The sequence below is a fragment of the Lentzea indica genome (genome assembly GCF_012184385.1).
Lineage (GTDB): Bacteria > Actinomycetota > Actinomycetes > Mycobacteriales > Pseudonocardiaceae > Lentzea > Lentzea indica.
The window spans coordinates 1-16,484 of the sequence record NZ_VSRL01000024.1; the positions used below are offsets into that span (position 1 = coordinate 1).

8 protein-coding genes are annotated in these 16,484 nt (G+C 69.8%); 7 read left to right on the forward strand and 1 reads right to left on the reverse strand.

Annotated elements, in window-relative coordinates; genetic code table 11:
• Window positions 1–30 precede the first annotated feature (30 nt).
• The 7 genes from FXN61_RS09330 to FXN61_RS09360 are packed head-to-tail and all read left to right on the forward strand — an operon-like array spanning window position 31 to window position 14,129.
• The gene (locus tag FXN61_RS09330; RefSeq protein ID WP_223165360.1) at window positions 31–5,814 is read left to right on the forward strand and encodes a type I polyketide synthase; all 5,784 of its coding nucleotides are present in this window, start codon (window positions 31–33) and stop codon (window positions 5,812–5,814) included.
• Window positions 5,802–9,467 carry a beta-ketoacyl synthase N-terminal-like domain-containing protein gene (locus FXN61_RS09335; protein ID WP_167972279.1) on the forward strand — a complete coding sequence of 1,222 codons (3,666 nt, stop codon included), beginning with the start codon at window positions 5,802–5,804 and terminating at the stop codon, window positions 9,465–9,467. Before FXN61_RS09330 ends, FXN61_RS09335 begins: the two co-directional genes overlap by 13 nt.
• Entirely contained in the window at window positions 9,467–9,727 is a 261-nt protein-coding gene (locus FXN61_RS09340) for an acyl carrier protein (RefSeq protein WP_045315192.1), read from the forward strand. The genes FXN61_RS09335 and FXN61_RS09340 overlap by 1 nt, the downstream gene beginning before the upstream one ends.
• Window positions 9,720–10,487, forward strand: a complete 768-nt coding sequence (locus tag FXN61_RS09345) for an alpha/beta fold hydrolase (RefSeq protein ID WP_167972281.1) — start codon at window positions 9,720–9,722, stop codon at window positions 10,485–10,487. Before FXN61_RS09340 ends, FXN61_RS09345 begins: the two co-directional genes overlap by 8 nt.
• Window positions 10,484–11,611: a glycosyltransferase gene (locus FXN61_RS09350; RefSeq protein ID WP_167972283.1), complete on the forward strand. Its 1,128-nt coding sequence runs from the start codon at window positions 10,484–10,486 to the stop codon at window positions 11,609–11,611. The genes FXN61_RS09345 and FXN61_RS09350 overlap by 4 nt, the downstream gene beginning before the upstream one ends.
• Complete coding sequence (locus FXN61_RS50585) at window positions 11,608–13,356, forward strand: class I SAM-dependent methyltransferase (RefSeq protein ID WP_223165361.1); 1,749 nt, start codon at window positions 11,608–11,610, stop codon at window positions 13,354–13,356. Before FXN61_RS09350 ends, FXN61_RS50585 begins: the two co-directional genes overlap by 4 nt.
• Window positions 13,353–14,129: a hypothetical protein gene (locus FXN61_RS09360; RefSeq protein ID WP_167972286.1), complete on the forward strand. Its 777-nt coding sequence runs from the start codon at window positions 13,353–13,355 to the stop codon at window positions 14,127–14,129. Before FXN61_RS50585 ends, FXN61_RS09360 begins: the two co-directional genes overlap by 4 nt.
• Here FXN61_RS09360 and FXN61_RS09365 read toward each other — a convergent pair.
• Window positions 14,126–16,360 carry an exo-beta-d-1,3/1,6-glucosidase gene (locus tag FXN61_RS09365; protein ID WP_167972288.1) on the reverse strand — a complete coding sequence of 745 codons (2,235 nt, stop codon included), beginning with the start codon at window positions 16,358–16,360 and terminating at the stop codon, window positions 14,126–14,128. The genes FXN61_RS09360 and FXN61_RS09365 overlap by 4 nt on opposite strands.
• Between the last annotated feature and the right edge of the window lie 124 nt (window positions 16,361–16,484).

The window sequence follows — 16,484 nt, forward strand, 5'->3', positions numbered from 1 at the left end:
GGTGCGCTGCCGTTCCTCGCGCTCGCGTTGATGGACGGCCCGGCGGTCCGCGAACTCCTGGAGCACACCGCCGGGAAGCTCGGCGACCGGCCGTGGGGCGTTGGCCTGCTCGGCTTCGCGCCGCCCGAGCTGCGGGCGAAGCAGCTGGAGGCCGTGCTGGCGGTCCGGCCGAAGTACGCGATCGTCGCCGGTGGCACGCCCACGCAGGCGCGCGAGCTCGAGGACGCGGGGATCGAGGCGTTCCTGCACGTGCCCTCGCCCGCGCTGCTACGCCGGTTCCTCGACGAGGGCGCGCGCAAGTTCGTCTTCGAGGGCTCGGAATGCGGAGGTCACACCGGCCCGCGATCCAGCTTCACGTTGTGGCAGCAGCAGATCGACGTCCTGCGCGGCCGTGAGAAGGACGTCGTCGCGTTGTTCGCCGGTGGCATCCACGATGCTCGTTCCGCCGCGATGATCTCCGCGATGACCGCACCGCTCGCGGCACGGGGTGCGGCGATCGGCGTTCTCGTCGGCACGGCCTACCTGTTCACCGAGGAAGCCGTCACGCACGGCGCTATCCGTCCGGTGTTCCAGCAGGTCGCGCTGGAGTGCGAGGACACCGCACTGCTGGAGACCTCGCCGGGCCACGCGGTCCGCTGCGCCCAGACGTCCTATGTGGACACCTTCGAGCAGGCGCGCGCCGAGCTCGCCGGTCTGCCGAAGCAGGAGAGCTGGGAGCAGCTCGAACAGCTCAACCTGGGACGGCTCCGGCTCGCCAGCCGCGGTCTTGTCCGCGACGAGGACGGGCTGAAGGAGGTCGGCGAGGACGAGCAGCGCCGCGAAGGCATGTTCATGATCGGCCAGGTCGCGACGCTCAGGTCCGAACGCACCACCATCGCCGAACTGCACGAGGACATCGTTTCCGGCGTGCTGCCGGAGGGAGCCCAGCACGGTACGGTCGCCGAACCGCTGGACGTCGCCATCGTCGGCATGGCGGCGATCATGCCGGGCGCGCGCGACGTCGCGGAGTTCTGGGCGAACGTCCTCGCCGGCACCGACTCCATCACCGAGATCCCGCCGGACCGCTGGTCGCCGGAACGCTACGGCAGCCCGTTCAAGTGGGGCGGGTTCATCCCGCGCACGGCGTTCGACCCGCTCGCGTACGGCATCCCGCCCGCCTCGCTGACCTCGATCGAACCCGCGCAGCTGCTGGCGCTGGAAGTGTCGGCCCGCGCTCTGGCCGACGCCGGCTATGCGACGCGGGTGTTCGACCGCGAACGCACGTCGGTGATCTTCGGTGCCGAGGCCGGTGCCGACCTCGCGAACGCCTACACGATCCGCACCGCGTTGCCGGCACTGGGAATTCGCGGCCTGGACGACCACCTGCCCGCGCTGACCGAGGACTCGTTCCCAGGCGTGCTCGGCAACGTGATCGCGGGCCGCGTCGCGAACCGGCTCGACCTCGGCGGCGCGAACTACACCGTCGACGCGGCCTGCGCGTCCAGCCTCGCCGCGCTCGACGTGGCGTGCAAGGAACTCCTCGGCGGCACCAGCGACATGGTCCTGTGCGGCGCCGTCGACCTGCACAACAGCGCGCACGACTACCAGATGTTCGCCTCGGTGAAAGCCTTGTCCGCCAAGGGACGTTGCGCGACGTTCGACTCGGCCGCGGACGGCATCGCGCTCGGCGAGGGCGTGGCCTGCGTGGTCCTGAAGCGTCTGGCCGACGCCGAACGCGACGGCGACAGGGTCTACGCGGTGATCAAGGGCATCGGCGCGTCGAGCGACGGCCGGTCACTGGGTCTCACCGCGCCGCGTCCGGAAGGTCAGCAGCGGGCGTTGCGTCGCGCCTACGCCTCAGCCGGCTTGCCCGTCACGTCGGTCGGGATGGTCGAGGCGCACGGCACGGGAACCGTGGTGGGCGACAGGACCGAGCTGGCGTCGCTCACCGAGATGTTCTCCGGCGTCGAGCCCGGCACCTGCACGATCGGCTCGGTGAAGTCGCAGATCGGGCACACCAAGTGCGCGGCGGGCCTGGCCGGCGTGATCAAGACCGCGCTGGCCGTGCACACCGGTGTGCGGCCCGGCACGCTGCACGTCAAGCAGCCCAATGCCTTCTGGAACGCGCAGACCAGCCCGTTCGCGTTCGGCCACCGCACGTGGGCGAGCAAGAACCGGGTCGCCGGCGTGAGCGCGTTCGGGTTCGGCGGCACGAACTTCCACACGGTGCTGGCGGGCTACACCGGTGCCGACGAGCCCCGTCACGGCCTGACGTTGTGGCCGGCCGAGCTGTTCCTGATCCGCGGCGATGATCAGGCTGCCGCGCAACGGGAAGCCGCTCGGCTGACCGCGCTGGTCGACGAGCGCGCACCGTTGCGCTCGCTGGCAGCGGCCTGCGGCACTGGCACGGTTCAGGCGGCGTTCGTGGTGAGCGATCACGAGAGCCTGCTGAAGGCGCTCGCCGAGGTCGAGGCCTGGCGTTCTAGCGACACCGTCCGGCTGCGCGACGGAGAGCGGCCGAAGATCGCGTTCCTGTACCCCGGCCAGGGCAGCCAGCGGCCGGGCATGCTGCTCGACCTCGTGACCGCGTTCCCACGCCTGCAGGACTTCGTGGATCCCCGGTACGAACGCGTGATGTACCCGCCGGCGGCACTGACGGCCGAGGACGTCTCGAAGCAACGCGCGGAGATCACCGACACCCGGAACGCCCAGCCGGCGCTCGGCATCGCCGGGCTCATGGTCACCGCGCTGCTCGAATCGGTTGGCGTGCGGCCGGATCTGGCCGGCGGCCACAGCTACGGCGAGCTGGTCGCATTGGCCGCGGCCGGTGTGTTCGCGCCAGCCGAGCTGCTAGACCTCAGCGCCGCCCGTGCCGAGGCGATGCTGGAAGCGGTCGGCGAGGACCCCGGCACGATGGCCGCGGTGACGGCGACGGTGGCCGAGGTCGAGGCGCTGCTGCCGCCGGACGTCGTGGTGGCCAACCACAACGCACCTGACCAGGTCGTGATCTCCGGTCCGACCGAGGCCGTGCACAAGGCCGTGGAGACCCTGCGTGCAGCCGGGCTGACGGTGAAGAACATCCCGGTGGCCGCCGCGTTCCACAGTCCGCTGATGGCGGGTGCCCGCGACCGGTTCGCGGCCCGTCTCGCGGCCATGTCGATCGGTGAGATGCATTTCCCGGTTTGGTCAAACGTGTCTGCGGCGCCTCACGCCGACGTGCGGGACGGGCTGTCCGCGCAACTCGCGGGCCGGGTGCGGTTCGTGGACCAGATCGAGTCGATGTATGCGGCGGGCGCGCGGATCTTCGTCGAGGCGGGACCGGGTGGCGTGCTGACGTCGCTCGTGGGCAAGACCCTCGGCGACCGCCCGCACCAGGCGCTGCGATGCGACGACCACGTGACGTTCCTGCGCACGCTCGCGGAGCTAGCAGTCGCCGGCGTCGAAGTGGACGCCGCGCCGCTGTTCGAGGACAGGGCCGAACCGGCGACGGCAGTGCCGCCACGGCCGCGCTGGTACGTGGATGGAGGTCTCGTGCGGGACGCGAACGGCGACGCACTGCCCGGCGGGCTGCGGCCCGCGACGGAGTTCCCGACCTTGAGGATGGGATCAGGGCTGGGGCGCGACGAGATCGTCGAGAAGTTCCTGGACGGGATGCGGGACGCGGTCAGCGCTCAGCGCGACGTCCTGCTCAGCTACCTCGGCAACGCTCCCGCCGCTCCGGCTCCGATGCCCACGCTCGAACACGTGGCGGCTGTTGTCGAGAATGCCCAGGCCAGGCCGCAGATCAAGCCGCAGGAGGACGTCGCCACGGTCGTGCTGCGGACGATCAGTGCCCGCACCGGCTACCCGGTCGAGATGCTGCAGCCTGGGTTGGACCTGGAAGCCGACCTCTCGATCGACTCCATCAAGCGGACGGAGATCGTCGCCGAGCTGGCTGCCGAGCTGGGCGCGACCGGTTCGGTGGACGAACTGGCCCAGGTGAAGACCATCGAGGGCATCGTCGACTGGCTCGGGGCCGCCGATTGTCTGAACGTTGACAACCCGCATGTCAACAATGCGGATGTTGACATTCTGACAACCGGGCGGCCGGAGGCGCAGGACGTGCGGGCGGTCGTGCTCCGGACGATCAGCACGCGCACGGGCTACCCGGTGGAGATGCTGCAGCCGGGGTTGGACCTGGAAGCGGACCTGTCGATCGACTCGATCAAGCGTGCGGAGATCGTCGGCGAGCTGGCCCAGGAGCTGGGTGCGGTGGGAGAGGTCGACGAGCTGGCGCAGCTGAAGACGATCGACGGGATCGTCGGCTGGTTCGGGGAGTCCCCGGGCCTCGCCTCGGCGGAGGCCTTCACCCTGGCGCCAACGCTTGCCCCGATCCCGGCCCACACCTCCGCCTCGACGCTCGCCCCGACGCTCGACCAGGCGTCGGCCCTCACTCCGACGCCGAAGCTCACCCCGGCGTCGGCACTCGCCCAGGCGCCAGCCCTCACCCCAGCATCGGCCACCCAGCCCGGCCGCCTCGTCCGACTGGTGCCGCAGGTCGTGGCCGCCGACCCCGCGCACCCCGTAGACCTCACCGCCAAAACCGTGCTGATCATCGACGACAACGGCATCGGTCTAGAGCTCGCCGACCTGCTCGAACGCCACACCGCCCGGCCTCGTGTCGAACCGAAGTTCCCGGCCGACCTCAGCGGCATCGACGTCGTGGTGCGGCTGGGCGGACGGCTGCCGGAGGCGTTCAGCGAGGTCAAGGCCTGCGTGACCACCGGAGTGAACCTTCTCGTGGTGACCACGGGCGGCGGCACGTTCGGCTTCGACCACGCGCCCGACGAGCTGCCCGCGGACATCGGCCTGCACGGTCTGATCCGCACCGCCGCGCTCGAGTACCCGGACCTCGTGGTGCGCGCGGTCGACGTGAACTCCAAGGAGAGCCACCGCGACATCGCCACCGCGTTGCTCGCCGAGATCGGTCCCGGACCGGCTGTCGTCGGCTACCACGCGGGCAAGCGGCAGGTCATCGAAGCCGTGCGGAAAGAACTCGGCGCCGGAACCCTCAACCTCAACGCCGACAGCGTCGTGCTGCTGACCGGTGGTGCCCGCGGCATCACGGCGCTGGCCGCGGCAGAGCTCGCCGAACGCACGGGCTGCCACGTCGAGTTGATCGGCCGCACCCCGATCGCCCCGGAAGATCATCGACTCGCGGAAGCAACGACCGAGCCCGAGCTCGTGAAGGCGCTGTTCGAGCTGGGTGAGAAGGACAACGTACCCGCGAAGGCGCGCAAGGTGCTCGCCGAACGTGAGGTCCGCCGGACCATGGAACGGTTGCGCGCCAAGGCGTCGAGCGTTCGCTACCACGCGTGCGATGTCACCGACGCCGAAGCCATCAACGCGGTGCTCGACGACGTCAAGGCCAGGTTCGGCCGGATCGACGGGGTCATCCACGGTGCGGGCGTGCTGGACGACAAGCTGATCGCGGACAAGACCCAGGAGTCGTTCGAGCGCGTCTGGGCGACGAAGGTGAACGCTGCCAAGGCGTTCAGCGAGGGCTTCCTGATCCTCTTCGGCAGTGTGAGCGGGGTGTTCGGCAACCGTGGGCAGGCCGACTACTCGGCCGCGAACGACGCGCTGGACCGGATGGCCAGGTTCTGGGGCACGCAGCGGCGGGTCGTCGCTGTCGACTGGGGTCCTTGGGCAGGCGCGGGCATGGCGGCCGGGCTCGCCGGCGAGTACGCGCGCCGTGGCATCCCGATGATCGAGCCGCGGCAGGGCGTCGACGCGTTGCTGAACGAGATCGCCAGCGGTGAGGACGTGCAGGTGGTCTACCGATGGGAGGCATAGCGATCGTCGGGATCGGCGCCGTCTTCCCCGGTGCCCCCGATGCGACGACGTTCTGGCGCAACATCGTCGCCGGCGTCGACGCGATCGGGCAGATCCCGCCCGGCCGCTGGGACCCGGCCACCTACTACGACCAGGACAGCACGACCGGCGACAGGTTCTACTGCCGCAGGGGCGGTTTCGTCGACGACCTGGCGGAGTTCGACCCGACCAGGTTCGGCATCATGCCGTCCACAGTGGACGGTGCGGAGCCTGACCAGCTGCTGGCCCTCGCCACGGCCGCGGAAGCCATCGCCGACGCGGGTGGTGAGTCGACGCTGCCGTCGAGGGACCGCGTCGGTGTGGTCGTCGGCCGCGGCGGCTACCTGACGCCCGGCTGCGCGCGTCTCGACCAGCGCGTCAGGCTCGCCGACGAGGTGGTGTCGGTGGTCCGCGATCTCTTCCCCAGCCTGGCCGGCAGTGACCTGAACACGGTCCGCCAAGCCATCCGGGACCGCCTCGGCCCGGAGCAGCCGGAGTCGTCGATCGGCCTGGTGCCGAACCTCGCGGCGTCGAGAATCGCCAACCGGTTCGACCTCAAGGGCACCGCCTACACCGTCGACGCGGCCTGCGCGTCGGGCCTGGTCGCCGTCGAGCACGCCGTCCGCGAGCTCCAGGAGGGCCGCGCGGACGCCATGCTCGCCGGGGCCGTGCACGTCTGCCACCACCCGACGTTGTGGAGCGTCTTCACCCAGCTCCGCGCATTGAGCCCGAGCGAGCGCATCCGGCCGTTCGACGCCAACGCGGACGGCACGCTGCTGTCCGAAGGCGTTGGCATGGTGGTGTTGAAGCGACTGGAAGACGTCGGCGACGAACGCGTCTACGCGGTGATCCGCGGGATCGGCACCGCGAGCGACGGCCGCGCGACCAGCATGATGACGCCCAACCCCGAGGGCCAGCTCCTTGCCGTGCAACGGGCCTGGGCCAATGCGGACCTCGATCCCCGCGAAGCCGGGCTCGGCCTGATCGAGGCGCACGGCACCGCCACGCCCGCGGGTGACGCCGCCGAACTGCAGACGATGATCAACGCGTTCGGCGCGGAGGGCGAGGAGATCGGCATCGGCACGGTGAAGTCGATGATCGGCCACGCGATGCCTGCCGCCGGAATGGCCGGGTTGATCAAGGCCGCGCTCGCCCTGCACCACAACACGCTGCCGCCGACCCTGCACGTCGAGAACCCGCACAGTGCCTTGCAGGGCACCAGGTTCGCGCCGGTGACGACCGCCCGTGAGTGGACCGGCCCGCACCGCGCGGTCGTGAACGCGTTCGGGTTCGGCGGGATCAACGCGCATGCCGTGCTCGACGGTCACTCGATCGCGAAGCCGCGCAAGTCCGTCATGACCTTCGCCGCCGACACCGCGGAAGGGCTCGCCAGGGCGTTGAAGGAACGCCGGTGTTCCAGCGCCGACCGGGCGTTCCGGCTCGCCATCGGCAACCCGGACGACCGCAAGCTCAAGCTCGCGGAACGCGTGCTCGCCCAGGGCAAGGCGTGGCCGGGCAGACACGACATCTGGTTCTCCCCGCAACCGCTGCTGACCAGCACCGACCAGGTCGCGTTCGTGTTCCCCGGCTTCGAGCGCGAGTTCAGCGGCGAGGTCGTCGACCACGCCGTCGGGCTGCTGCAGGACGGCCGCCGCGAAGCCCGCGAGCTGATGGCGCTCGGCATCACGCCGGGCGCGCTCGCCGGGCACAGCATGGGCGAGTGGACGGCGATGGTCGTCGGCGGCATCTACCCGACGATCGACGAGTTCGTCGCCGCGCTCGGCCCCGGCGCGGTCGCGGTCGTCGACATCGCCTACGCGGCACTGGGTTGCTCGGCCGACACCGCCGAGCGGTACCTCATCGACGGCGTGACGATCAGTCACGACAACTGCCCGCACCAATCGGTGATCTGCGGCCCGATCGACCGGCTCGAAGCGGTACTGCAGACGTTGAAGTCCAACGGTGTCATAGCTCAGCTGATGCCGTTCCGCACCGGCTTCCACACCCCGGCGCTCGCCCCGTACCTGGGCCGGGCGAAGGAGATGCTCGATCAGCTGCCGGTCCGTGCGTCGGACATCCCGGTGTGGTCGGCGAACTCCCTCGAACCCATGGCCGCCGACGAGGTTCGCGAACTGGTGCTGCGGCACCTGGTCGAGCCCGTGCGGTTCCGTCCGTTGCTGGAACGGTTGCACGGCGCGGGCTTCCGCGCGTTCGTCCAAATCGGACAGGGCAGTCTGCCGGGGTTCGTCGGCGACACGTTGTCCGACCGGCCGCACATCGCGGTGAACGCCGACATCGCGCCGGAAGCGCTGTGGGCGTTCGGGCTCAAGCGCGGCACGGCCCACAGGGTCAAGCTGCAGCTCGGCACGCCCAGGATCAAGGTCGACCCGCTCGGCACCGAACCGGTGCTGGTCGCGGGCGACAGCCCGATGTCAGCCGCGGTCAACAGGCTTCTGGCCCACACCAACGCCGTGGCGCGCGAGGTCGTCGGTGCGCTGAGGCCCAACGAGGCCGGGTTCACCCGCGAGTTCTCGTTGCGCACCATGCCGGAGCTGGTCGACCACTCGGTGTTCCCGCAGGCGCCCGGCTGGCCGGACCTCGCCGACGGGTTCCCGATCGTGCCCGCGACCGGCCTGCTGGAGGTGTTCGCGGACGCCGCGCGCAGGCTCACCGGCGGAACCGTGCACGGGTTCACCCAGGTCAAGGCGAAGCGCTGGTTGACGGCGTTGCCCGCGACGACCGTGAAGATCTCCGCCCGCGCGGAAGGCCCGGATCGCGTCGTCGTGAAGGTCGGTGACTACGCCGAGGGCATCGTGCTGATGGCGCCGGTGGCCGTGCAGCCCGTCGGCAAGGAACTGCAGGGCGTCCGTGAGGCACCGGTGTCCGCCGACGAGCTGTACAAAGACAACTGGATGTTCCACGGCCCGGCGTTCGCGGGCGTGACGAAGATCGACTGCCTGGCGGACAACGGAATCGCCGGTGTGCTGACGCCGTTGCCAGCGCCGGGTGCGTTGCTGGACAGCGCTGGGCAGCTGATCGGGCACTGGATGCAGGTGACGCAGACCGTCGACCAGACAGTGCTGCCGACCGGGATCGAACAGGTGTCGTTCCACGGACCCGCACCCACGGGCGATGTTCAGTGCACGGCCTGGATCCGTTCGGTGACCGCCCAGGAGATGGTCGCCGACGCCGAACTGACCGTGAACGGCTCGTTGTGGTGCCGGATCACCGGCTGGACCACCCGCCGGTTCACCACGGACGACCGAATCTGGCAGGTCAAGCTCAAGCCGGGCACCGAAATGTTGTCCGTTCGGGACGACGAGTGGTTGCGCGTCACCGAGAACTGGTCCGACAGCGCCACCCGTGACCTGATCATGCGCCGCTACCTGAACTCCGCCGAACGACTGCACTACGGCGGCCTGGACGTGCCCGCCCAACGGGACTGGCTGCTGTGCGTGATCGCGGTGAAGGACGCCGTGCGCGCGTGGCTGTGGGACCGCGGGGCCGGGCCTGTCTACCCGGCGGAACTGACCGTGGACGCCGACATGCGGGTGCGCGGCGCCTTTGCGGTGCCCCGGACCGAGGTCGTAGCTGAACTAGGGCGCGCCGCCGCCCGAGTGCGAACGGAGAACTGATGGACGAGGTGCTGGAACAGGTCGCCAAGATGATCACCGAGGTGGTCGGGCCTGACTTCCTGCTGGGCGTGGAGATCACCCGCGACACCACGTTCAGCGATGACCTGGGTCTGGAGTCGATCGAGTTCGTGGCGCTGGCGGACAAGCTCAACGCCCACTACGGCGTCGACCTGGTGGCGTTCCTCGCGGACATGGACATCGACGAGATCATGGCGATGTCCGTCGGCCGTCTCGTCGACCACATCACGGCTCGTGTCTGAGGTTCACGCCCGAGGGCTGCGCTTTCACGTGCAACGGCTCGGGCCGGAGAACGCACCCACCGTCGTGTTCGTGCACGGCCTGGTGATGGACAACCTGTCGAGCTTCTACTACACGCTCGCGGCACCACTGGCGAAGAGCGGGTTCGGCACCGTGCTGTTCGACCTGCGCGGGCACGGCCTGTCCGAACGGCCGCCATCCGGGTACACGCCGGAGGAAAGCGCGCTCGACCTGGTCGCGGTGCTGGACGAGATCGGTGTCACCGAGCCGGTGTTCCTGCTGGGCAACAGCTACGGCGGTGTGGTGGCGATGCACGCGGCTGTTCAGGTTCCCGAACGGATCGGCGGCGTCGTGCTCGTCGAGTCGGCTTGCGGGGGAGTGGTCGGCGACGCGTGGTTCGAGGACATCACGAACACGCTGACGGTCGCGGCGCTGGGACTGGAGTTCGACAGGACGCAGGACCAGCTGATGGCCCTCGGCCAGCGCAAGATCGCGAAGCTCGCGGTGAACGCCAACGCGTTGCTGAACGGCACGACGCTGATCGACGACCTCGGCTCGGCGGCGAAGCTCGACCTGACGCAGGTGCGGTGCCCGGTGCTCGGGGTCTACGGCGCCGAGTCCGAGCTGATCGGGGCGGCGGCGGAACTGCAGGAACGGATTCCGTCGTGCCGGCTGCACGTGGTGTCCGGGCTGGGGCACACGGTGCTGCGCGAAGCCACGGCCGAGCTGCTCGACGTACTGCTGGACTGGTTGCCGTCATGAGCCGGTTCCTGTTCGTGGTGCCGCCGCTGACCGGCCACGTCAACCCGACCGCCTCCGTCGGCGGCGAGCTGCTGACGCGCGGGCACGACGTGGCGTGGGTCGGGCATCCGGGCACGCTCGCGCCTCTCCTGCCGGACAACGCGCTCGTCCTCCCCGCGATCGACGACTTCCTGGAGGAGGACATCCGGGCGAAACGGGAGCGGTGGCTCGCGTTGCGCGGGATGGCGGTGCTCAAGTTCTTCTGGGAGGAGTTCCTCATCCCGCTCGGGCACGCGATGGTTCCCGGCGTCACCGACGCGGTCAGGGAGTTCGCGCCGGACGTGATCATCGCTGACCAGCAGGCACTTGCCGGGCCGGTGGTCGCGGGCCACGCCGGCCTGCCGTGGGTGACGTCGGCGAGCACGTCCGCCGAGCTGATCAATCCTTTGAGGACGATGCCGAAGGTCGACGCGTGGGTGCGCGATCTGCTGCACGATTTCGCGGGTGGCGACATCAGGTTCTCGGATCTGCTGGTGCTGGTCTACAGCTCGACGGCGCTGGTGGAGGAGAAGTTCGGCGACGAGGTGGCCTTCGTCGGGCCGGCGCTGACTCACCGCGTTGAACGGGCCGAGTTCCCGTGGGAGCGGCTGACCGGGCAACGGCGGGTCCTCGTGTCGCTCGGGACGTTGAACGGCCCGGCAGGTGAGCGGTTCTTCTGCCAGGTGCTGGAGGCGGTCACCGACCTCGACGTGCAGGTGATCATGGTGGCGCCACCGCGGAAAGCGCCTCCGAACGTCCTGATGCTGCCGTCGGTACCGCAGCTCGCGTTGATGCCGCATCTGGACGCGGTCGTCACGCACGGCGGCCACAACACGGTCTGCGAGGCGCTGGCACACGGGTTGCCGCTGGTCGTGGCACCGATCCGGGACGACCAGCCGACCGTCGCCGCCCAGGTCGTGGCGGCGGGGGCCGGGGTGCGGCTGACCTATTCGCGGGCGCGTGCCGCAGATGTCCGAAGTGCGTTGGAATCCGTTTTGACCGAGCCGGAGTACGCGGCCGCAGCGGAGCTGGTGCGGGAGTCGTTCTTGGCGGCAGGCGGCGCAGCGGCCGCGGCCGACCGACTGGAGAAGGTGGTGGCCGGGTGATCCTGACCGTGCTGGTGGTGCTCGTCGTCCTGTTGGACGTGCTGCGCCTGCGTTCCCGCGCGTCCAAGCTGCGAGTGCTCGCCACGGGCGCGGGCGAGCACTCGCTTCTCACCGCCACCGGAGTCCATCCCGAGGGCTCGTGGGAAAGCGACGCCGATCTGGTCGACCTCGTGCCGCGCGACCTGCCGACGGTCGCGGCTTTGGACCTGCTCGGATCCTTTGATCCGGCCAAGTACCGCAACGACCAGTGGGCGCGCGGAATCAGCGCGTCGCAGGCCGTCCTGGTGCGGGAGAAGTACGTCGAGGAGATCAACTCGGACGACCCCACCGAGTTCGTCGCGTACGTCCGGCGCGTCAAGGACCACGTGCGGGCGCAGGTCGACATCGCAGTCGCGCCGGGGCTCAAGGCAGGGCCGTACGACCTCGGTTACCGCGCGGCGACGTTGCGGCAGTTCGGGAAGCGGCCGTCGCTGTGGATCGCGGGCTCGGTCATCGGGTACGCGACGGTTGTCACCGCGCTGATCACCGCCTGGCCGTGGGGACTTGTGGCGCTGGCCGCCTATTGGGCCCACCCGATCCTGGTGTTCGCGGGAACGCCGCTCAAGCCGCGCGACCTGTGGGTGCCGAGGTTCCTGCGCACGCCCTACCTGTGGTTCAAGACCGCCGGTGGCAAGAAGTCCACGGCGGAACGCCGCCAGGCAGAGCACCTCAAGCAGGCCACGCCCTGGTACGAGCAGAACCGGGACCGCGACTTCCACGAGGCACGACGGGACACCTGCCCGGCGTGCGGCTGCCAGGACCTGCGCCGGTGGGTCACCGCGACGGACCTGGTGCAGCGCAAGCCCGGCACGTTCACGATGGACCGCTGCGTCCGATGTGGACACGTCTGGCAGAACCCGCGACTGTCGGAGGAAGGCCTCGGTTTTTACTACCGCGACTTCTACGACGGCCTCGGTGAGACGTCGGCGGAAGCGGTGTTCTCCGGCAAGACCGACCCCTACTACGGCCGGGCGCGGATGGTCGAGCCGTTCACGAAGCCCCAACGGTGGCTGGACGTCGGTTCCGGGCACGCGCACTTCTGCCTGGGAGCCAAGGAAGTCCTGCCGGACACGACGTTCGACGGGCTCGACCAGGGTGCTGCGATCGAGGACGCCGCGCGGCTCGGACGGATCGAGCAGGCCTACCGGGGCAGTTTCAAGGAGTTCGCGGGCGAGCTCAAGGGCCGCTACGACGTGATCAGCATGCACCACTACCTGGAGCACGTGCGCGATCCGTGGGAGGAACTGGACATCGCAGCGGACGTGCTGCCCGACGGTGGCTACCTGCTGATCGAGCTGCCGGACCCGGAGTGGCGGCTCGGGCGTTTGTTCGGCCAGTACTGGATGCCGTGGTTCCAGCCGCAGCACCAGCACATGATGCCGATCGGCAACCTGGAACACGCGCTCGCCGACCGCGGCCTGACCACGGTCGCCAAGGAACGGTCGAAAGCCCACCTCTGCAACGACTTCACGCTGGCGTTGTTGCTGTTCCTCGGCAACATCGCACCTCGCACGCCGGCGCCGTGGCGGCCGGAGCGGGTGCGTCTGCGCAGGACCCGCAGCTTCCTGGTGTGGTCGCTGGGAATTCCCGCGTTCTTCGTCGCGATGGCGTTGGACCAGACGGTGAACCGGTTCCTGGCTCATCGGAGTGACCGCGGCAACGCTTACCGGCTGCTTGCCCAAAAGGAATCGGCACAGCAAGCATGATGGACATCGCCGACAGGCCTGAGATCGCGCCGGAGCTCAGGCTGGTACCGCACGCGTTCCGGCGCACGTTCGGACGACCCGCCGAAGGAGTTTGGTACGCCCCAGGCGTTCTGAACCTGCTCGGCGGGGCAGTGCGGGTGCAGGCCAAGTGGGGCGCCATCGTCGCGGGGGATCGGCGTGACGACGGCAAGCTCGAACTGGTGTCGGTGAACCGCCCGACCGAACGTGCTTTGCTGCCGTCCGAGGAGATTCCAGCGTGGGCGGCGCCGCTGGCCTGCAGTTCCGGTGGCGCCACGCTGATGTGCAGCGTCGATCTGCCGCAGGGGAGTGGTCTGTCGGCCGGTGAGGCACTCAGGACGGCGGTCGGGCTGGCGCTGCGTGACCTCTCGGGCGGCCAGTTCGAGGAGTCACCGGCAGTCGAGCTCGACCTGCCAGGCCAACGGCTGCTCGTCGTCGACACACGAGTCCGGCGCCAGGAACCACAGGAGGAGCGGCCGTACACCCCGCACACCACGGACCTCGGCGCCGCTTTGACGGCGTACCACCACGTTCAGGACCCGGATCCCGAACAGAACGCGGTGGTCCACGCCGCGCTGGCCGCAGGAGCGCGGGGTGCGAGCATGCTGATCGACCCGCCGGGCAGGCCCGCTGTCGCGCTGGTCGACGCGGACCTGGTCCCGGCGGTGAAGAAGGCGATCACGAAGGCGGTGGAGGTTCCTCCCCGCTATCTCACGATCGTTCCTCGTTCTCTCAATACCTTCAGTGTTGTCTAAAACTGAGGCTTCACCGTGAACTCCGCCCGGCGGAGATCCTTCGAGTTAGGACCGACCAGGAGGACGAACTCGCCGGGCTCGACCACCCGGCAGCCCTGCGCGTCGACGATCGTGCACGCGGCGACCGGGAGCTCGAGCTCGACCTTCGCGGTCTCGCCAGGCTCCAGGTCGACCTGCTTGAACGTCTTGAGCTCCTTGTCCGCCCAGCTGACCGACGTGACGGCGTCGCTGACGTAGACCTGCACGGTCTCGCGGGCGGGCCGCGCGCCGGTGTTCGTCAGCGTGATGGAGGCCTCGACGGTCTCGTCCGGACGCAACACCGCCGTCTCCACGTGCAGGCCGCCGTACTCCACCGTCGTGTACGACAAGCCTTCGCCGAACGCGAACGCCGGCTCCTGCGTCAGGTCGGCGTAGCGGGTGCCGTGCTGGCCGCGGATCTGGTTGTAGTACGTCGGCTGCTGCCCGGCGTGCGCCGCGAACGAGATCGGCAGGCGGCCGCTGGGCTCGATCAGGCCGTGCAGCAGCTCGGCGATCGCCCTGCCGCCCTGCATGCCGGGGTTGGCCACCCACAGCAGCGCGGCGGCGTTGCGTACCGATTCGGGCAGCACCAGCGGCTTCGAGGCGAGCAGCACCACGACCAGCGGCTTGCCGGTCTCGGCGAGCGCGTCCAGCAGGGCGATCTGGCCGCCGAGCAGCTCGAGCGTGGCGGTGGAACGACCCTCGCCGACCAGTTCGATGCGGTCGCCGACGACGGCCACCACGTAGTCGGCGGCTTCCGCTGCCGCCACGGCTTCCGCGATGAGGTTCGCGTCCGGCGGGCACGGCTGGACGACGGGCGGCCGCGGCTGGCCGTCCGGGAACGTCTCACCGGCGGGGTCCGGTTCGAGCGTGAGGATGTCGGCGCCGCGCGCGTACGTGACCTCCTGCGAGGACAGCTCGCGCAGGCCGTCGAGGACCGTGGTGATCATGTCGCGCGGCTGGCCGTCGGGCAGCCAGTCGGCCTGGCCTGACGAACCCGCCCAGTCGCCGAGCTGGGTCTGGGCGTCGTCGGCGAGAGGACCGACGACGGCGATCCTGCCCTTCTGGAACGGCAGCACGCCGTCGTTGCGCAGCAGCACGAGCGAACGCCGCGCAACCTGGAGGTTCAGCGCCCTGTGGTCGTCGTGGTTGATCATGACGCGCTGGCGTTCGGTGTCGGGCCTGCGCGGGTTCTCGAACAGCCCGAGGTCGAACTTCAGCGTAAGGATGCGGGTGACCGCCTGGTCGAGGTCCTTCTCGTCCAACAGCCCGTCCTCGACGGCCTGCAGCGCGCCCTCGAAGAACTGCGGGGTCGTCATGATCATGTCGTTGCCTGCCTTGACGGCGGCCGCGGCGGCGTGGGCGTGGTCGGGCTGCAGCTTCTGCTCCCAGACCATGCGGCCGACGTTGTCCCAGTCGGTGACCAGCGTGCCCTTGTAGCCCCACTCGCCGCGCAGCACCTCGTCCAGCAGCCACGAATTGACCGTGATCGGCACGCCGTCGGTGGTCTGGTAGCCGAGCATGAACGTCGCGCAGCCCGCGCGGGCGACCCGCTCGAACGGCGGCAGGAACCACGACCGGAGCTTGCGCCGGGACAGGTCGGCCTCGCTCGCGTCCCTGCCGCCCTGCGTCTCCGAGTAGCCGGCGAAGTGCTTGGCCGTCGCGAGGATCGTCGTCGGGTCGGTGAGCCCGTCGCCCTGGTAGCCGCGGACCATGGCAGCCGCGAGCTCGCCGATCAGCACAGGGTCCTCGCCGAACGTCTCGTCGACGCGGCCCCAGCGCAGGTCCCGCGCGATGCACAGGACCGGCGAGAACGTCCAGTGCACGCCGGTCGCCGCGGCCTCGACGGCGGTGACACGCGCGACCTGCTCGACCAGCTCGGGGTCCCAGGTCGCGGCCATGCCGAGCTGGGTCGGGAAGATCGTGGCGCCTTCGTAGAACGAGTGACCGTGGATGCAGTCCTCGGCGATGAGCAGCGGAACCCTGAGACGCGTCTGCGTGGTGAGGTCCTGCGCGCGCAGGACCCGTTCGGGCGAGGTGTGCAGGATCGAGCCGACGTGCTTGCGCAGCACGTGGTCGTCCAGGTCCTCCCTCGAGTCCAGCTGCATCATCTGCCCGACCTTCTCGGGCAGCGTCATGCGGCCCAGGAGGTCCGCGACCCGCTCCGGGGTCGGCAGCGTGGCGTCGAGGTAGGGCACGTCGTCGCGATCCATGTGGTCTCCGGGAGGGCTCGTGCGGCGTCAGGTCTGTGGGAGCGCTCTCACAATAGATAGCCGAAACCGGTTCCGGGCGAAACCGGTTTCAGGGTTTCCGGTACGAACGAATCGGTTCCGTAAC